The following is a 16516-nucleotide window of genomic DNA, read 5'->3' on the forward strand; positions in this document are numbered from 1 at the left end:
GCCACGGACGTGTGACATCGACTGCGGCCATATTGCTGGTCATTGAGCCATAACCATCGACTTGCATTGACAGCGGGTAGTCGCACCGCTGCACTGAGGCACGAATGTCCGCCGGTACTCCCCCACGCCAAGGAGACCCCGTGCCGCCTCGCCCGCGCGCCTCGCTCCCCTGCCTCACCGCGGCCGCCCTGCTCGCCCTCGCGCTCGCCCCCGCACCGGCCGCCGCCGAGCCGACCGCGACCTGGGACACCCCGCTCGCGCTCACCCCGCCCATGGGGTGGAACAACTGGGCGCACTACATGTGCGACATCGACGAGGCCAAGGTCGTCGCCAACGCCGACGCCCTGGTCTCCAGCGGCCTCGCCGCCAAGGGCTACGACACGGTGACCGTGGACGACTGCTGGATGCTCAAGGAGCGCGACGCGCAGGGCAACCTGGTCACCGACACCGCCAAGTTCCCGCACGGCATGGCCTGGCTCGGCGAGTACCTGCACGCCAAGGGGCTCAAGTTCGGCATCTACGAGGACGCCGGCTCCCTCACCTGCGAGCGCTACCCGGGCAGCGGCTCCCCCGACGGCGGTGGCCCGGACCACTACGCCCGCGACGCGCGGCAGTTCGCGTCGTGGAAGGTGGACTACGTCAAGATGGACGGCTGCAACCTGTGGGTGCCGCCCGGGAAGACGAAGGAGCAGGCCTACCGGGACGCCTACAACTCCGTCGCCCGGGCGCTGCGCGACAGCGGCCGCCCGATGGTGCTGTCCGCCTCCGCGCCCGCCTACTTCCAGCAGGGCGAATGGGGCGGCTCCGACTGGCACAAGGTCCTCGACTGGGTCGGCGAGACGGGCCAGTTGTGGCGCGAGGGCCGGGACATCAAGGTGTACGCCCCGAACGCCCCCGCCACCTCCCGCTGGAGCTCGGTGCTCGGCAACTACGGCTACAACCGCTGGCTCGGCCGGTACGCGGGCCCCGGAAACTGGAACGACCCCGACTTCCTGATCGCGGGCGCCCCCGGCCTCACGGACGCGGAGAGCCGCAGCCAGGTCGGGCTGTGGGCGATGATGGCGGCCCCCTTCATCCTGTCCTCCGACGTCTCCGCGCTCACCCCGGGCGGGCTCGCGGCACTCGGCAACACCCGCATGATCGAGCTGGACCAGGACCCGCTGGGCCGGCAGGGCGCGGTGGTCTCCTCCAACACCACCTTCGAGGTGCTGGCCCGGCCGCTGGCGAACGGCGACCGCGCCGTGGCCGTGCTCAACCGCTCGGGCAGCGCCCGGGACGTCTCCGTGCCCCTCTCGGACGTCGGGCTGCCCGCCGCGTGCGTGGCCGACGCCGAGGACCTGTGGACCGGGCGGCGCACCGAGGTGGTGAACGCCCTGACCGGGCGGCTCGGCGCGCACGACACGGCCGTGTGGCGGCTCACCCCGCGCGGCTGCGCCGAGGCGGTGCCCACCGGGCAGATCAACGGGCTCGGCGCCAAGTGCGCCGACGGGGCCAGCACCAGCGGGGTCGGCTCGGTCGTCCTCGGCACCTGCACCGCCGGGGCAGACCAGCGCTGGACCCTGGGCGGCGGCGGGCGGCTGCGGCTGGCCGGCGAGTGCCTCACGGCCCGTACGGGCGGCCTGGTGGAGCTGGCGGACTGCGCCCCGGGCCGGCAGGCGGGCCAGAGCTGGAGCCACCGGCGCGACGGGGCCCTGGTCGAGGAGACGAGCGGGCAGTGCCTGACCGCCCCGGCGGCGCCCGCGACCCCCGACGCGCCGGCCGAACGGCTGCGGCTGGCGGCCTGCGGCGACCACCAGGTGGACCAGGCCTGGTCCCTCCCGGTCTAGGAGTACTCCGGCAGGCAGCCGCCCGGCGCCGTCACACTTCCGGGGGAACGGGCGCCGGGCGGCACCCCGCCCGGCGCGGGTGCCGGTTTCACTGGCCCAGGCCGAGGGGCGGCCGCCGGAACGATTCGGCGGGCGCCCCTCCCCCGATGCGGGCCACGAGGCGACAGGAGTGCACCCACATGTCCGAGACCGCGCACGAGCGCACCCAGACCCCCTCGCCCGCCGCCGGCATCACCGACGGCGTCGTGGAGCTGCGCAAACGCCGCCCGGCCGGTCCCGCCCCCGAGGGGCGCGCCGCCGGCGGGGGCTGCGGCTGCGAGGCGGGACGGGCGCAGCCCCCGGGAGCCGCGCGCCCGTGACCGCGCCGGGGCTACCGTGGCAGGGCGGAGGAGGCTCCGGATGACCCGTGTACGGCAGGACCGAGGACCGCTCCGGGCGGGCGCCGTCGCCGGCCTGGCCGCGGCGTTCGCCGGGCTGGCCGCCGCGGAGCTCGCGGCGGCGTTCGTACGCCCCGAGGCGGCGCCGCTCACGGCGGTCGGCGGGGCCGTGGTGGACCGTACTCCGGCGGCCGTCAAGGAGTGGGCCGTACGGGCCTTCGGCACCTCCGACAAGCTGGTGCTGACCCTGGGGACGGTGGTCCTGCTGGCCGTGCTCGCCGTGGCGGCCGGGATCCTCTCGCTGCGCCGTCCCCGCGCGGGGTGCGCGCTCGCCGCCTCGGTGGGGGTGCTCGGGATGGCGGCCGCGCTCGGCCGGCCGGGCGCCGACTGGCGGGACGCGCTGCCCTCGCTCGCCGGCGGTGCCGTGGCGGCCGGGGTGCTGTGCCTGCTGGCGGCGGCCCTGCGCCGGCCCCGCCCGGCCGCGGGCCGCCCCGGCGGGACCTGGCCGATGGACCGGCGCGCCTTCGGCCGGCTGCTGGCGGCCACCGTGGCCGCGTCGGCGGCGGCCGGGTACGCGGGCCGACGCCTCGGCGCCCACGGCGCGGCGGGCGCCACCGCCTCCCGGGCGGACCTGGTCCTGCCGCCCCCCGCCGTCCCCGCGCCACCGGTACCCGCCGGGGCGGACCTGCGCGTGCCGGGCCTGGGGCCGTTCCTCACCCCCGCCCGGGACTTCTACCGCGTGGACACCGCCCTGGTGGTGCCCCGGGTCGACGCGGACACCTGGCGGCTGGACATCCTCGGGGAGGGCGTCACCAGACCCCTGACCCTGACCCTTCCGGAGCTGCTCGCCCGGCCCCTCGTCGAGCACGACATCACCCTGTGCTGCGTCTCCAACGAGGTCGGCGGACCCTACGTCGGCAACGCCCGCTGGCTCGGCGTACGCCTCGCCGACCTGCTGCGCGAGGCGGGGGTGCGGCCGCCGTCGCGCGGCGGGCCCGCCGACCAGCTGGTGGCCCGCTCGGTGGACGGGATGACGATCGGCACCCCCGTCGAGGCGGTCATGGACGGCCGGGAGGCACTGCTGGCCGTCGGGATGAACGGGGCTCCGCTCCCCTTCGCGCACGGCTTCCCCGTACGGATGGTCGTCCCCGGCCTCTACGGCTACGTCTCCGCCTGCAAGTGGCTGCGCGAGCTGCGGCTGACCACCTTCGACGCGTACGACGCGTACTGGGTGCGCCGCTCGTGGGCGCGGGAGGCGCCGGTCAAGACGCAGTCCCGGATCGACACCCCGCGCCCCTTCTCCCGGCGCCCGGCCGGCCAGGTCGCGGTGGCCGGGGTGGCGTGGGCGCAGCACCGGGGGATCGCCCGGGTGGAGGTGCGGGCCGACGGCGGCCCCTGGCGGGAAGCCCGGCTCGGGGCCGCGGACGGGGTGGACACCTGGCGGCAGTGGGTGTGGCCGTGGGAGGCGGTGCCCGGGCGGCACACCCTGGAGGTCCGTGCGACCGACGGCCGGGGCGAGGTGCAGCCGGAGCGGCGCACGGGCACCCTGCCCGACGGGGCGACCGGCCGGCACTCGGTCACGGTGGAAGTCCGCGCGTAGCGGCGGGACCGTGGCGGGCGGCTACCGCACCGTCAGGCGGGCGGGTCCCGGCCAAGAGTGCGGCCTGGAGGGGGTGTTGTACAAGCCCGGCCGGGACCTGTCCCGCCGCGCCGGACCGTGCCGGGGCGCCGGCACGGCGTAGGGTCGCGTCATGCCGAATGGAGAGCGGGACCTCGGAGGCAGGGTGGCCCTGGTGGCCGGGGCGACCCGGGGTGCGGGGCGGGGCATCGCGGTGCAGCTGGGGGCGCGGGGCGCGACGGTCTACGTGTCGGGGCGCAGCACCGCCGGGCGGCGTTCCGAGTACGACCGGCCGGAGACGGTCGAGGAGACGGCCGAGCTGGTCACGGCGGCCGGGGGCCGGGGGGTCGCGGTGGTGGCGGACCATCTGGAGCCCGCGCAGGTGGAGGCGCTGGTGGGGCGGATCGACGCCGAACAGGGCCGGCTCGACGTGCTGGTGAACGACATCTGGGGCGGGGAGCACCTCTTCGAGTGGGAGAGCCCGGTCTGGGAGCACGACCTGGACCGGGGACTGCGGCTGCTCCGGCTGGCCATCGACACGCACGCGGTGACGAGCCATTTCGCGCTGCCGCTGATGCTGCGCGAACCGGGCGGCCTGGTGGTGGAGATGACCGACGGGACGGCCGACTACAACGCGACCCGCTACCGGAACTCGTTCTTCTACGACCTGGCCAAGTCGGCGGTGCTGCGGATGGCGTTCTCGCTCGGGCACGAGCTGGGTCCGCGCGGGGCGACGGCGGTGGCGCTGACGCCGGGCTGGCTGCGTTCGGAGATGATGCTGGAGGCCTTCGGGGTGACGGAGGAGAACTGGCGGGACGCACTGGGGAAGGTCCCGCACTTCGCGATCTCCGAGTCCCCCTCGTACGTGGGGCGGGCGGTCGCGGCGCTGGCCGCCGACCCGGAGGTGTCCCGCTGGAACGGGCGGTCCCTCTCCAGCGGGCAGCTCGCGCGGGTCTACGGGTTCACGGACCTCGACGGGAGCCGGCCGGACGCCTGGCGGTACATGGTGGAGGTCCAGGACCCGGGCCGGCCGGCGGACGCCACCGGCTACCGCTGAGTCGGCTCCGGACGCCGGAACAGGGCCGTCCAGAGGAAGGGTTCGCCGAAGAGCGGGGAATCGGCGTCCTCGTCGCGCATCCGGCGCAGTTCGGCCTCCTCCAGGCCGGAGAAGATCAGGCGCAGCGACTCGGGGGTGTAGGCGAGGCCGCCACCGAGGCCGCCCTGCCGGTAGAGCTCGGCGTCGGGGAGTTCGCAGCCCATGGCGCCGGAGGCGAAGCAGGTGAGGGCGAAGTGGCCGCCGGGGGCGAGGACGCGGTCCAGGAGGCCCAGGTAGCCGACGCGGCGGTGGGGCGGCAGGTGGTGAAAGCAGCCGGAGTCGTAGACCAGGTCGTAGGGGCCGGCGAGTTCGGCGGTGGTGAGCCGGAAGGCGTCGCCGCGGTGGAAGCGGACGCCCGTGGCACCGGTCTCGCGGGCGCGCTCCTCGGCCCAGGCGATGGCGGCCGGTGACAGGTCGACGGCGTCCACCTCGAAGCCGAGGGAGGCGAGGTGGAGGGCGTTGCGTCCGGGTCCGCAGCCCAGGTCGAGGGCGCGCCCGGGGCGGAGCAGGCCCCTTTCGGTGTACGAGACCAGGTTCTCGTCCGGTTTCGCCACGAAGAACGGCACGGGCTTGGAGCGGTCGGCGTAGAAGCCGTCCCACCAGGAGGCGCCGCCGTCCGTCCAGCGGTCCGCGTCCTGCGTGAACAGCCCGTCCAGGAGGTCCAGTACGTCCTCCGCCGAGCGTATGGTGCGGTCCATCAACTCCCCTTCCCCTAGGGGGAGATCTTATCCCGGCGGGGTAAGTTTCCCCAGGTCGGAGGGGGTTCGCGGGGGCGGCGGTCGGGCCTGTGGAGGCCTGTCGGGGGAGGTGTGGACCCGCCGGTCCCGGCCGGGGTGCGGCGGCGCCCGCGGGCCCCTGGGAGGCCGCGGCGGGGGCAGTCCGGGGGCGCGCCGGAGCCGCTTTCCGGACGGATGTGGCGGACGGCCGTACGCACGCTGCGTACAGTGTCCGCACGAGGTTATGGTGAGGTCATGTCGTCCTCTTCAGAGCAACAGACCTCCGCGCCGGTGCCCTCCGTCTGGACCCGGCCCCGGCGCCAGAAGGAACAGCCGGCGCTCAGCCAGGAGCAGATCGTCGCGGCCGCGGTGCGGCTCCTGGACGCCGAGGGCATCGAGGCCCTCAGCATGCGCAAGCTCGGCGCGGAGATGGGTACCGCCGCCACCTCGCTCTACCGGCACGTGGCCAACAAGGACGAGCTGATCGAGCTGGTCGTGGACGAGGTCTACGGCGAACTGGACCTGCCCGCGGCCGACGGCCCGGAAGGCTGGCGCGAGGCCCTGGGCCAGTGCGCGCACAGCCTGCGCGCGATGGTGCTGCGCCACCCCTGGGTGGCCTCGGTCCTCGGCCAGGTCGGGCTGGCGTACCTGGGCCCGAACCTGATCCGGATGTCGGACCGGCTGCTGAGGCTGTCGCTGTCGGCGGGGTTCCCGGCGGGCGAGGCCGACCTCGCCGTGAAGGCCGTCATCTCCTACGTCATCGGCGCCACCACCAGCGAGGCCTCCTACCTCTCGCTCCTCGCCCGCAGCGGGAAGAGCGAGTCGGAGTGGCTGGAGTCGCTGCTGCCCGCCGCCGAGGCGGCCCTGGAGGACCACCCCGTGGTGAAGGACCACGCCTACTCCCGGCACGGCCACGACCCGGCGCGGCTGCGGGACGAGAACTTCGACTACGGGCTCCAGCGGGTCCTCGACGGCCTCGCGGCCCGGCTCGGCCGGGGCTGACGCGGGAGGCCGGGTGGCCCGGGCCGCGGCGAGCGGACCGGGACGCCCGGCGACCCGGATCAGCCGCGGCCGGCCCCGGACTGCGGGAAGGTCAGCTCGCGGCCCTCGCCGAGCGGGGCGAAGTGCCGGTCCACGGAAGCCTGGCGGACCTGGAAGAGGGCGGCCGGGGACCAGCGCGGCCGGCGGTCCTTGTCGATCACCTGGGCCCGGATCCCCTCCACCAGGTCGGGCGTGGACAGCGCCGCCGCCGAGACCCGGTACTCCTGCTCCAGCACCCGCTCCAGCGAGTCCAGTCCGCGGGCGCGGCGCAGCGCGGCGAGGGTGACCTTGAGGGAGGTCGGCGACTTGGCGTGCAGGAGCCGGGAGGCCTCCCGAGCGGCCGCCGGGCCCGATCCCAGCAGCCGCTGGTGGATCTCCTCCACCGTGTCGGCGGCGTAGCAGTGGTCGATCCACTCCCGTTCGGCGGCGAGCGGGGTCCCGGGGGCGGTGGCGCCGCGGAACTCGGGCAGCACCTCGGCGACGGGCGCCTTGGTGAGCTCGCGGGTGAACTCCTCCAGCCAGTCGGAGGGCAGGTAGTGGTCGGCGAGTCCGCACAGCAGGGCGTCGCCGGCGCCGACGGCCGTGCCGGTGAGGGCCAGGTGGGTGCCGAGTTCGCCGGGGGCGCGGGAGAGCAGGTAGGTGCCGCCGACGTCGGGGACGAAGCCGATGCCGGTCTCGGGCATGGCCACCTTGGACCGTTCGGTGACGATGCGGACGCCGCCGTGGGCCGAGAGCCCGACGCCGCCGCCCATCACGATCCCGTCCATGAGCGCCACGTACGGCTTGGGGTAGCGGGCGATGCGGGCGTTGAGCCGGTACTCGTCCCGCCAGAAGTCGAGCGAGCCGGTGGTGCCGGCCTTCGCGTCGGCGTGGATGGCCCGGATGTCCCCGCCCGCGCACAGGCCGCGCTCCCCGGCTCCGCGCAGGAGGACCTGGCGCACGGCGGGATCGTGCTCCCAGGCCGTCAGGGCTTCGCCGATCCTCAGCACCATGGGATGGGTGAGGGCGTTCAGGGCCTGGGGACGGTTGAGGGTGATCAGCCCCGTACAGCCGTCGGTCTCGATCAGAACGGTGTCGTCGGTCACGTCCGCCAGTATGTCTGGTCCACCGCCGTATGAAGATCGTTTCTGGTGGTCTTGTCAAGTCTGACCGGATTCGGGGTGAACCAGGGCTGTACCGGAGGCATCCGGACCTGCGGGCGAGCCGTCGGCTCCGGCTCGGGGTTCCGTGCGGTGCGCGCCCGGGGTGTGTCCGAAGGCCCGCCGGAACACGTCGATGAAAGCGCTCGCGGACGACCATCCGCAGCGGTGCCCGACGGCCGTCACGGGGGTGGCCTGGGCCCTGGCCGCCGGGGGCGGGGCCGGGGAGCTCCGCCTGAGCGGGCGTCAGTCGCGGGGGCGGGCCCGGTGTTCGCGCCAGGCGGCGAGGGCCCGGTCGCGGGTGCCGTCCGGGTGGCGGGCGTGCCAGTCGCGCAGGAACCGGTTGAACTCGAACTGGGCGCCGACCTCCTGGGGTTCGGCGGCCCGCTGCCGGGTGGCGTGCCAGTGGGCGACGGCCTCGGCGAGGGTGTGGCCCGCGCCCTGGGCGACGTACTCCCGCATGAAGGCGTCGAAGTGGAAGCCCGGCCCGATCTCCCGGAGGAAGAACTCCCGGAGCACCTGGCTGCACCGCTGCCCCTCGGGGATCACGCTGGTCCCGTCGACCGGCGCCTTCAGCTGCCGGCCGCCGCGCCGGGCCGCCGGGGCCGGGGCCGGAACGGCGCGACCGTCCAGCGCGGCGGCGAGACGCTCCGTCAGGGCGGCCTTGCCCCCGCCCACGGGGACGCCCGTCCGCCGGGCGAGCCCGGTCAGTTCCTCCAGCGTCCAGTACCAGCGCAGCAGCTCGGCCCCGGACAGCTCCGGGCCCGGCTCGGGCCGGACCCCCTCCACGTGATTCGTACTCATGTTCGCATTCTAGGGTGGCGACACGGCCCGGCCCCCGCCGGACACGCGTGCAACCGCGCCCGCCGTTTCCTACGGTCGTCCCCATGACCTCCACAACTTCCGCAACCTCCGCGCCGGCCCTCGACGGCAGCACCGCCCTCGTGCTCATCGACCTCCAGCAGGGCATCCTCGCCCTGCCCACCGCCCGGCCCAGTGAGGAGATCCTGCGCAACGGCATCGCCCTCGCCGAGGCCTTCCGCGCGCACAAGCTGCCGGTCGTCCTGGTGAAGGTCGCGTGGTCGCCCGACGGCTGCGACCTGCCCACCACCGACGTCGACCGCCCCGGCCCGGCCACCGCCCCGCCGGCCGCCTTCTCCGAGATCCCGGCCGAGCTCGCCGCACTGGGGGACGTGACGGTCACCAAGCGCCACTGGGGCGCCTTCACCGGCACCGAGCTGGACCTCCAGCTGCGCCGGCGCGGGATCCACCGGATCGTCCTGGCCGGCATCTCGACCAGCATCGGCGTCGAGTCCACCGCCCGCACCGCCTGGGAGCACAGCTACGGCCTGGTCTTCGCCGAGGACGCGACCGCCGACCTGGACGCCGACTCGCACGCCCACAGCTTCGGCAAGATCTTCCCCCGCATCGGCCGGGTCAGCTCCACCCGCGAGATCATCGCGGCACTGGACTCGCTCCACTGAGAGCGGCGGGGCACGCCACCTCCAGCCAGACGCACTTCCCGACCACCCCGGGCCTCGAACCCCAGGCCCGGGCCAGCCGGTCCACGATCATCAGCCCGTGCCCGCCCGGCGTCCGGGGGTCACGCCCACCCGCCGGGAGGACCGGCGGCTCCGGGTTGGAGTCGGTGACCTCTATCCGCAGCCGCTCACCCGTGCAGTCCAGGACCAGGGCTCCGGGCCCGCCGCCGTGCAGACAGGCGTTGGCCACCACCTCCGACACCAGCAGCATCACGTCCTCCGCCGTGTCCCGCGCCGCCGGGTCCCGCGGCGGCAGCCAGTGCCAGGCGGTCAGCGCCCGCCGGGTGAAGTCACGGCTGCGCAGGACCGGGTCGGGCATCCCGTCGAGCACCAGGAGCCAGTTGCCTCCGGCAGGCCCTCGCTGCTCCACCGCTCTCGCCCGCTTCCATCGGCTCCATCGGCCCGGGTTCTCAATCGGCCCCACCGGCCCTGAATTGTCGATCGGCTTCACCGGTCCTGGTTCGGACCCAGCGCCCGCGCCACATCGGCGTGGACCGGGAAGACCCCGTCCGCGCCGGTGATGCGGAACATCCGGGCCACCGGCCCGGTGAGCCCCGCCAGCTCCAGGCTGCCGCCGGCCTCCTGCACGGCGAGGCGGCCGTGCAACAGGGCGTTGAGACCGGTCGAGTCACAGAACCGCAGTCCCGCCATGTCCACCAGCAGCCGGCCGCCCCGGACGGCCGCCGCGTCGAGGGCCTCCCTCAGCGGCGCCGCCGTGTCGTGGTCCAGCTCACCTCCGAGGGTGAGGAGCACAATCCCGTCGACCGTCCCCACCGTGACGGTGAACCGCTTGTCGTCCGTTCCGGAGACCATCCGGCATCACCTTCCGTCAGCTGCCCCCTACGCCTTCCCTGGGCCCGACGCTATATGCGGCGCCGCCGCACTCCCCGGGACTCTCTCGGGACCCCGCGGGTTTTCCCCCGGGCGGCCCGGTCCGCGGACACGCGGCCGACGGTTTCCGGCGCGGGTGGACCGGGGGCGAGTGGCACCACATGACACCGGCCGACCCGGAGTGGTGCCAGATGGCGCCACACAGCGCCACTCGGCGCCAACCGAAGCGCACCACCCCACTCCGAAGTCTCACCATTCCTCTGATCATGGCCACGTTTTCGCAGCTCAGGGCGGATGGCGTCAGAATCGGCCCCGCCTGGCGCCATCGACACTTGCGAATGGCGCCACGATGGTGCCATCATGGCGTCATGGACCTCACGCCGTATATCGACACCCTCCGCCGCGAACTGGCGGTGGCCGCCGAAGCCGGCGGGGACGAAGCCCGCGAGCTGGCCGAGAGGCTCACCGCCCCCTTGGAGTCGGCGACCCGGCTGACCATGCTCAACGTGCTCTCCGCCGCGATGGACGAGATCACCCGCGAGCTCGCTCCCGGCTCGGTCGACGTACGGCTGCGCGGACTGGACCCCGACTTCGTGGTGACGCTGCCGACCGCCGGCGGCGCCTCCGCCGCGGAGCCGGGCACGTCGGCCGAACCGCTCGGCACCCCGGCCCCGGCCCCGGCGTCGGCGTCGGCCGAGGGCGACGAGGGCGGCACCGCCCGCGTCAACCTGCGCCTGCCGGCCCACCTCAAGGCCCGCGCCGAGGAGGCCGCCAACCGCGAGGGCACGTCGGTCAACGCCTGGCTGGTGCGGGCGGTGGCGGCGGCGGTCGACGGCGGCCCCCGCGCGCGTCCGGCGGAGCGGATCCAGACCATCGGCCAGAGCGTCACCGGCTGGGTGCGCTGACGGCGCCGGCCCGCCGCACCACCTCAACACCCGCACCACTCCACCCCAAGACCCAAGAGGACGGGACAGCCATGCCTTCTTTCGACACTCCCGAACCGATCTCGGTCACGGCGCACGTCGAGGCCGGCTCCATCCGCTTCACCGCGGTGGACCGCCGCGACACGGTCGTCGAGGTGCTGCCCCGCACTCCGGCCAAGGACCGGGACGTGCGGGCCGCCGAGCAGACCGAGGTCTCGTACGCGAACGGCACCCTGACCGTCAGGACTCCCCGGCAGCGCAACTCGCTGCGCCGCCCCGGCACCGTCGACGTGACGGTCGGGCTGCCCGCGGGCTCGGACGTCGACATGACCGGCGCCTGGACCCAGGTGCTCGGCGAGGGCCGGCTCGGCGAGGTCCGGGTGAAGACCTCGGCGGGCGACGTCCGGCTCGACACGACCGGACCCCTGCGGCTGACCGCGTCGCACGGCTCGATCACCGTGGACCGCGTGGAGGGCCCGGCCGAGATCACCACCAGCTCCGGCAGCATGCGCGTCGGGCTCGTGGACGGTCCCGGCGTGCTCAAGAACTCGCACGGCAGCACCACCGTCGGGGCGGCGACCGGCGAGCTGCGGGTGAGCGGCGCCCACGGCGACATCGACATCCGGCGCGCCGAGGACTCGGTCACCGCCACCACCGCCCACGGCACCCTGCGGGTGGGCGAAGTGGCCCGGGGCGCCGTGCAGCTGGAGACCGGCTACGGAACCATCGAGGTCGGCGTCCGCGAGGGCACGGCCGCCTGGCTCGACGTCAACTCGGGCTCCGGCCAGGTCCGCAACATGCTCACCGCGACCGGCGCCCCGGAGGACACCGAGGACACGGTCAGGATCCGCGCCCGCACCCGGCACGGCAACATCGACGTCCTGCGCGCCAAGGCCTGACCCCGCGCCGGCCCCGCCCGCACACCCGACCGCCCCAGCCTTCGAACGGAGGGCCCCATGCCTTCCTATGTCATGCCCACAACAATCCAGGAACCGCCGGCCGCGGTCCGCGCCTCGGGCCTGCGCAAGTCGTACGGCGACAAGACCGTCCTCGACGGGATCGACCTGCACATCCCCGCGGGGTGCGTGTTCGCACTGCTCGGGCCGAACGGCGCCGGCAAGACCACCGCCGTGAAGATCCTCTCCACCCTCGTCACCGCCGACGGCGGGCGGGCCCAGGTGGCGGGACACGACGTCACCGCCTCCCCGGACGGAGTGCGTGCCGCGATCGGCGTCACCGGCCAGTTCTCCGCCGTCGACGGGCTGATCACCGGCGAGGAGAACATGCTCCTGATGGCGGACCTGCACCACCTGCCCAAACCGGAGGGGCGGCGCGTCGCCGCCGAGCTGCTGGAGCGCTTCGACCTGGCGGAGGCCGCGAAGAAGCCCGCCTCCACCTACTCCGGCGGCATGAAGCGCCGCCTGGACATCGCCATGACCCTGGTCGGCGGCCCGCGGATCATCTTCCTCGACGAGCCGACCACCGGCCTCGACCCGCGCTCGCGCCACGACATGTGGCAGATCATCCGCGAGCTGGTCGCCGGCGGCGTCACCGTCCTCCTCACCACTGCCGCTGATCTCCAGCGCGTTCGTCCCGGTCCAGGCGATGCCCGGCTGGTTCCAGCCGGTCGCCGGGTACCAGCCCTTCACGCCGGCCATCGAGACCCTGCGCGGGCTGCTGCTCGGCACGGAGATCGGGAACAACTGGTGGATCGCCCTGCTCTGGTGCCTCGGCCTGACCGTCCTCGGCTACCGCTGGTCCAAGGCGGCGTACGACCGCGACGCCGGGTGACCGCCAGGACCGCTTTCCGCCCCTCCGCCCCCGCGGAGGGGCTTCGGCGTTCACGTTGCGTGATCGCGGGACCCCCGCGGCGGAACGCCGGTGGCACGCGTTGCCTCGATGTCATTGTGCGTTCGCTCAGCGGAGGCTCAGATCCGGATAACGATGACGTCACTGCGCAAGGGTCTTTGGGCCTGGTCACGGGCGAATGGCCGATTTGCCGGTGATGTTCGCCACGGTCCGGCGCCGGACACCGTGGTACATCTTCTCGACCGCCTGCCGGACCACCCACGTCCGGACAGGGGCGCTGAAGTCGGCCGACCGCCGGCATGCAACTCCATCAGCATCCGGGGGATCGGAACCCGATCCGCGGCCGAGCACGGCGGCGGGTCGGCATGGAGCGGAAAGGCGCACCAGAGCATGACCTCGACGCAGGTCGAACAGCACCACGGCGACGACAACGCCACCACGGGCACCACGCCCGAGGAAGGCTACGAGCGCGGCCTCGGCAGCCGCCAGGTCCAGATGATCGCCATCGGCGGCGCCATCGGCGTCGGCCTCTTCCTGGGAGCCGGGGCGAACATCGCCAAGGCCGGCCCCAGCCTCATCCTCATGTACGCCCTCGCCGGCGTCATCGTCTTCTTCATCATGCGAGCGCTCGGCGAGCTGCTCCTGTACCGCCCCGTCTCGGGTTCCTTCGCGGAGTACGCCCGCGAGTTCCTGAGCCCGTTCTTCGGGTTCGTGACGGGCTGGACGTACTGGCTCATGTGGGTGGTCACCGGCATGGCCGAGCTGACCGCCGCGGCCATCTACGTGCACTTCTGGTTCCCGGACGTCCCCCAGTGGGTGACCGCCCTGGTCTTCCTGGTGGTCCTGTACGTCGCCAACCTCATCTCGGTGAAGATCTTCGGCGAGATCGAGTTCTGGTTCTCGATGGTCAAGGTCACGGCCCTGATCGGCATGATCGTGATCGGCATCGGCGTGGTCACCTTCGGCTTCAGCCAGGCCGGTGACACCGCCGCCGTGTCCAACCTCTGGGCCTTCGACGGCATCTTCCCCAAGGGCGTCGGCTCCAGCCTGATGACCCTGCAGGGCGTCATGTTCGCCTACCTGGCCGTCGAGCTCGTCGGCGTCACGGCGGGCGAGTCCGAGAACCCGGAGAAGACCCTCCCCAAGGCCATCAACACCCTGCCCTGGCGCATCATCGTCTTCTACGTCGGTGCGCTCAGCGTGATCCTGATGGTCGTCAAGTGGACCGAGTTCCAGCCGGGCGTCAGCCCGTTCGTGGCGGCCTTCGCCAAGATCGGCATCCCGGCCGGCGCGGCGATCGTCAACTTCGTGGTGCTGACCGCGGCCCTGTCGTCCTGCAACTCCGGCATGTACTCCACCGGCCGCATGCTGCGCGACCTGGCCGCGAACTCCGAGGCCCCCAAGCTGCTGGGCAAGCTGAGCTCCACCAAGACCCCGGCCGTGGCCATCACCCTCTCCACCGCCCTCATGGGCATCGGCGTGGTCCTGAACTACGTCGTCCCGGAGAAGGCCTTCGGCTACGTCACCTCGGTGGCGACGGCGGCCGGCATCTGGACCTGGCTGATGATCCTGGTCAGCCACATCCGCTACCGCCGCGCGGTGGACGCGGGCAAGCTGCCCGCCTCCTCCTTCCCGGCGCCGGGCGGCACCATCTGCAGCTGGATCGCCGTGGCCTTCCTGCTGCTGGTCACCGTGATGATCGCCATCGACCCCGACAGCCGCGTCTCCCTGTACGTGGGCGCCGGCTGGGCGGTCTGCCTGGCCATCGGCTGGGCCGTCCTGAAGTCGCGCAACCCCGAGGTCGCGGCGCGTGCGGCGGCCTCCGCCGACGAGGCACCGGAGCCCGCGGCCCGGTCCTGACCGCTCACCGCACTCCCCCGACGGGGGCGTGCCGGCCCCACCCCCGGCCGGTACGCCCCCGTCGGCGTACCCGGTCCGGATTCAGGCGGCGTCCACCGCCAGGCTCCCGGTGGCCGCGTTCAGGCTGTCGACGACCGCCGCCAGACTGCCCGTCGCCGCGTAGACCGCCCGCTGGCGGCGCGCGCCGGTGCCCCGCCGGCGCAGACCGGCCCACAGGGATTCCACGGCGCCCAGGTCGCCGGCCCGCTCCAGCCCCGCGGCCGCCCGGTCCACCAGCCGGTCGACGAGCAGCCTGGCGGGTGCCCGCCCGCCGGTCCACACGTCCAGGCCCGGCCCGTCGATGCCGTGCCGCGCGGCCAGCCGGTGCGCGGCGCGCAGCATGCGGTCGGACGGTGCGGGCGGCGGTGCGCCCGCGTCCACCTCTTCGAGCAGGACGGACGCGAGACCGCGTACGAGGACGGCCGTCAGGACGACGGTGTCGAGGTCGGCGTTGACGTCGGCGACGCGGATCTCCAGCGTCGGCACGTGTTCGGAGGGGCGGGCGTGCCAGTAGACCATGGCGCGGTCGAGCAGCACCCCGGCGCCGACCAGCCCGTCCACGTACGCGAGGTACTGGCGCTCGTCGAGCAGGGGCGGCGGTCCCACGGTCGGCCAGCCGGAGTAGGCGACCGTGCGCCAGCTGTCGAGGCCGCTGTCGCGGCCGCAGACGAAGGGGGAGTTCCCGGTGATCGACTGGAGCGCCGGCAGCCACGGCCGCATCCGGTTCGCCAGCGCCAGGGCCCGCCCCCGGTCGAGGCAGCCCACGTGCACGTGGCAGCCGCAGACCAGCCGGTTGGGCCCCAGCAGCCCCGCGAACCGGCTCGCCATGAGGCGGTAGCGGGCGTTGTCGGTGATGGTGAGCGGCTCCTGCGGCGGGAGCACCAGGCTGCCCGAGGCCACCGCGAGGCAGCGGGCCGCCTCGGCGGCCTCCGCGACGGTGCACCGCAGCCGCAGCAGCTGCTCGCGCAGGTCCTCGCGATCGGCGGCGGGCAGGGTGCAGACCTCCACCTGGGTGTCGTAGAACTCGGCCTGGACCTGACCGCCCAGCACGCCCGCGAGCTCGCGGATCACCTCCGGAGCCCGGTTCACCGGCGCCCTGCTGTCGCGGTCGACGAGGTGGAACTCCTCCTCCACCCCCATGGTCAGAACGTCCATCGGATCCTCCTTGCCGAGTGCCCGGCACCTACCCGCCGGCCGTGCCCCCATGCGGGGCGCGGCCCGAAGGGGAGGCCTGCGGCGCCGCGGGCCTCCGCACCCGTGGTACCCCTCCATCATGCGCAGTACCGCGCCCGCGGGGCCCTACAGCCGCGTGTACGGCCGGGTCCCGGACGGGCGGGCCGGTCGGGGGCGAGCGGGGCGGTGTCCATGCCCCCGCCCGCGCGCAGGCCGTCGAGGAACTCCGCGACGGCCTGTACGGAGGTCCGGCGCGGCTCCCAGGACAGCTCCCGCCGGGCCCGCGGGGACCGGCAGGCTGCGGGCACCGAGGACCCGGCCGAGGACGGCGGCGTCCAGCGGTGGCTCGGCCGCCAGGTTGAACGCCCCGTCCACCGGGAGCAGGACGGCGGCGAGGTACGCGGCGGCCGCGTCGTCGGTGTGCAGGGCCTGGAAGCGCAGGCCGGGCAGGTCGGGCAACCGGCGGGGTCCCCGGACAGGGCCCGCACCACGCTGCTGCCGACGTTTCCGGTGGCTCCCGTCACCAC

The 16516-nt window shown here is 74.2% G+C and carries 17 protein-coding genes and 1 pseudogene; 10 read left to right on the top strand and 8 right to left on the bottom strand.

From position 1 onward, the window contains the following. Positions 1-140: 140 nt before the first annotated feature. From ACZ597_RS14645 to ACZ597_RS14660, 4 genes are all read left to right on the top strand, one after another. Positions 141-1826 (top strand): ricin-type beta-trefoil lectin domain protein, encoded by a 1686-nt coding sequence (locus ACZ597_RS14645; RefSeq protein WP_471329052.1) that lies wholly within the window; start codon positions 141-143, stop codon positions 1824-1826. Between the two features lie 179 nt (positions 1827-2005). Next, positions 2006-2185 (top strand): hypothetical protein, encoded by a 180-nt coding sequence (locus ACZ597_RS14650; RefSeq protein ID WP_471329054.1) that lies wholly within the window; start codon positions 2006-2008, stop codon positions 2183-2185. A 40-nt stretch (positions 2186-2225) separates the two neighbouring features. Further along, positions 2226-3803, top strand: a complete 1578-nt coding sequence (locus ACZ597_RS14655) for a molybdopterin-dependent oxidoreductase (protein WP_471329057.1) — start codon at positions 2226-2228, stop codon at positions 3801-3803. Between the two features lie 151 nt (positions 3804-3954). Continuing rightward, complete coding sequence (locus tag ACZ597_RS14660; RefSeq protein ID WP_471329060.1) at positions 3955-4878, top strand: SDR family oxidoreductase; 924 nt, start codon at positions 3955-3957, stop codon at positions 4876-4878. Here the strand turns inward: ACZ597_RS14660 and ACZ597_RS14665 are convergent. Then, on the bottom strand, positions 4869-5615 hold the full coding sequence (locus ACZ597_RS14665; RefSeq protein WP_471329063.1) for a class I SAM-dependent methyltransferase: 747 nt from the start codon (positions 5613-5615) through the stop codon (positions 4869-4871). The genes ACZ597_RS14660 and ACZ597_RS14665 overlap by 10 nt on opposite strands. A 273-nt stretch (positions 5616-5888) precedes the next feature. Here ACZ597_RS14665 and ACZ597_RS14670 point away from each other — a divergent pair, with 273 nt between their 5' ends. After that, positions 5889-6635, top strand: coding sequence for a TetR/AcrR family transcriptional regulator (locus tag ACZ597_RS14670; RefSeq protein ID WP_471329066.1), 747 nt, complete (start codon positions 5889-5891; stop codon positions 6633-6635). A gap of 59 nt (positions 6636-6694) precedes the next feature. Here the strand turns inward: ACZ597_RS14670 and ACZ597_RS14675 are convergent, their stop codons facing one another. The 3 genes and pseudogenes from ACZ597_RS14675 to ACZ597_RS14685 form a co-directional block, all read right to left on the bottom strand. After that, a complete protein-coding gene (locus ACZ597_RS14675) occupies positions 6695-7759 on the bottom strand; it encodes an enoyl-CoA hydratase/isomerase family protein (protein ID WP_471329069.1) in 1065 nt (354 codons plus the stop codon). A 54-nt stretch (positions 7760-7813) separates the two neighbouring features. Continuing rightward, positions 7814-8014, bottom strand: a pseudogene (locus ACZ597_RS14680) (helix-turn-helix transcriptional regulator); the annotation flags it as partial. A gap of 45 nt (positions 8015-8059) precedes the next feature. Beyond that, entirely contained in the window at positions 8060-8617 is a 558-nt protein-coding gene (locus ACZ597_RS14685; protein WP_471329071.1) for a DUF6434 domain-containing protein, read from the bottom strand. 83 nt (positions 8618-8700) lie between these two features. On the opposite strand from ACZ597_RS14685, the gene ACZ597_RS14690 reads away from it, so the two are divergent. Further along, positions 8701-9297, top strand: a complete 597-nt coding sequence (locus ACZ597_RS14690) for a hydrolase (RefSeq protein ID WP_471329074.1) — start codon at positions 8701-8703, stop codon at positions 9295-9297. On the opposite strand, the gene ACZ597_RS14695 is transcribed toward ACZ597_RS14690, so the two are convergent. Continuing rightward, positions 9269-9724, bottom strand: a complete 456-nt coding sequence (locus tag ACZ597_RS14695) for an ATP-binding protein (RefSeq protein WP_471329077.1) — start codon at positions 9722-9724, stop codon at positions 9269-9271. The two genes, ACZ597_RS14690 and ACZ597_RS14695, sit on opposite strands and share 29 nt — an antisense overlap. Before the next feature lie 77 nt (positions 9725-9801). Continuing rightward, entirely contained in the window at positions 9802-10167 is a 366-nt protein-coding gene (locus tag ACZ597_RS14700; RefSeq protein ID WP_471329079.1) for an STAS domain-containing protein, read from the bottom strand. Between the two features lie 386 nt (positions 10168-10553). On the opposite strand from ACZ597_RS14700, the gene ACZ597_RS14705 reads away from it, so the two are divergent. From ACZ597_RS14705 to ACZ597_RS14720, 4 genes are all read left to right on the top strand, one after another. Next, a complete protein-coding gene (locus ACZ597_RS14705; RefSeq protein ID WP_471329082.1) occupies positions 10554-11090 on the top strand; it encodes a hypothetical protein in 537 nt (178 codons plus the stop codon). Between the two features lie 71 nt (positions 11091-11161). Continuing rightward, the gene (locus tag ACZ597_RS14710) at positions 11162-12007 is read left to right on the top strand and encodes a DUF4097 family beta strand repeat-containing protein (protein WP_471329085.1); all 846 of its coding nucleotides are present in this window, start codon (positions 11162-11164) and stop codon (positions 12005-12007) included. Between the two features lie 57 nt (positions 12008-12064). Continuing rightward, positions 12065-13114 (top strand): ABC transporter ATP-binding protein, encoded by a 1050-nt coding sequence (locus ACZ597_RS14715; protein WP_471329088.1) that lies wholly within the window; start codon positions 12065-12067, stop codon positions 13112-13114. Between the two features lie 193 nt (positions 13115-13307). Further along, positions 13308-14777, top strand: coding sequence for an amino acid permease (locus ACZ597_RS14720; RefSeq protein ID WP_471329091.1), 1470 nt, complete (start codon positions 13308-13310; stop codon positions 14775-14777). An 81-nt stretch (positions 14778-14858) separates the two neighbouring features. On the opposite strand, the gene ACZ597_RS14725 is transcribed toward ACZ597_RS14720, so the two are convergent. After that, the gene (locus tag ACZ597_RS14725; protein WP_471329094.1) at positions 14859-15971 is read right to left on the bottom strand and encodes a carboxylate-amine ligase; all 1113 of its coding nucleotides are present in this window, start codon (positions 15969-15971) and stop codon (positions 14859-14861) included. 144 nt (positions 15972-16115) lie between these two features. Continuing rightward, positions 16116-16448 carry a hypothetical protein gene (locus ACZ597_RS14730; protein WP_471329097.1) on the bottom strand — a complete coding sequence of 111 codons (333 nt, stop codon included), beginning with the start codon at positions 16446-16448 and terminating at the stop codon, positions 16116-16118. Between the last annotated feature and the right edge of the window lie 68 nt (positions 16449-16516).

Source organism: Streptomyces sp. NPDC040718 (assembly GCF_055593565.1).

Excerpts from the sequence above, each read along its gene's own strand:
- ACZ597_RS14685 (WP_471329071.1), bottom strand. The coding sequence starts at position 8,617 with ATGAGTACGAATCACGTGGAGGGGGTCCGGCCCGAGCCGGGCCCGGAG.
- ACZ597_RS14700 (WP_471329079.1), bottom strand. The coding sequence starts at position 10,167 with ATGGTCTCCGGAACGGACGACAAGCGGTTCACCGTCACGGTGGGGACG.
- ACZ597_RS14725 (WP_471329094.1), bottom strand. The coding sequence starts at position 15,971 with ATGGACGTTCTGACCATGGGGGTGGAGGAGGAGTTCCACCTCGTCGAC.
- ACZ597_RS14715 (WP_471329088.1), top strand. The coding sequence starts at position 12,065 with ATGCCTTCCTATGTCATGCCCACAACAATCCAGGAACCGCCGGCCGCG.
- ACZ597_RS14670 (WP_471329066.1), top strand. The coding sequence starts at position 5,889 with ATGTCGTCCTCTTCAGAGCAACAGACCTCCGCGCCGGTGCCCTCCGTC.
- ACZ597_RS14720 (WP_471329091.1), top strand. The coding sequence starts at position 13,308 with ATGACCTCGACGCAGGTCGAACAGCACCACGGCGACGACAACGCCACC.
- ACZ597_RS14710 (WP_471329085.1), top strand. The coding sequence starts at position 11,162 with ATGCCTTCTTTCGACACTCCCGAACCGATCTCGGTCACGGCGCACGTC.
- ACZ597_RS14665 (WP_471329063.1), bottom strand. The coding sequence starts at position 5,615 with ATGGACCGCACCATACGCTCGGCGGAGGACGTACTGGACCTCCTGGAC.
- ACZ597_RS14705 (WP_471329082.1), top strand. The coding sequence starts at position 10,554 with ATGGACCTCACGCCGTATATCGACACCCTCCGCCGCGAACTGGCGGTG.
- ACZ597_RS14655 (WP_471329057.1), top strand. The coding sequence starts at position 2,226 with ATGACCCGTGTACGGCAGGACCGAGGACCGCTCCGGGCGGGCGCCGTC.
- ACZ597_RS14690 (WP_471329074.1), top strand. The coding sequence starts at position 8,701 with ATGACCTCCACAACTTCCGCAACCTCCGCGCCGGCCCTCGACGGCAGC.
- ACZ597_RS14660 (WP_471329060.1), top strand. The coding sequence starts at position 3,955 with ATGCCGAATGGAGAGCGGGACCTCGGAGGCAGGGTGGCCCTGGTGGCC.
- ACZ597_RS14650 (WP_471329054.1), top strand. The coding sequence starts at position 2,006 with ATGTCCGAGACCGCGCACGAGCGCACCCAGACCCCCTCGCCCGCCGCC.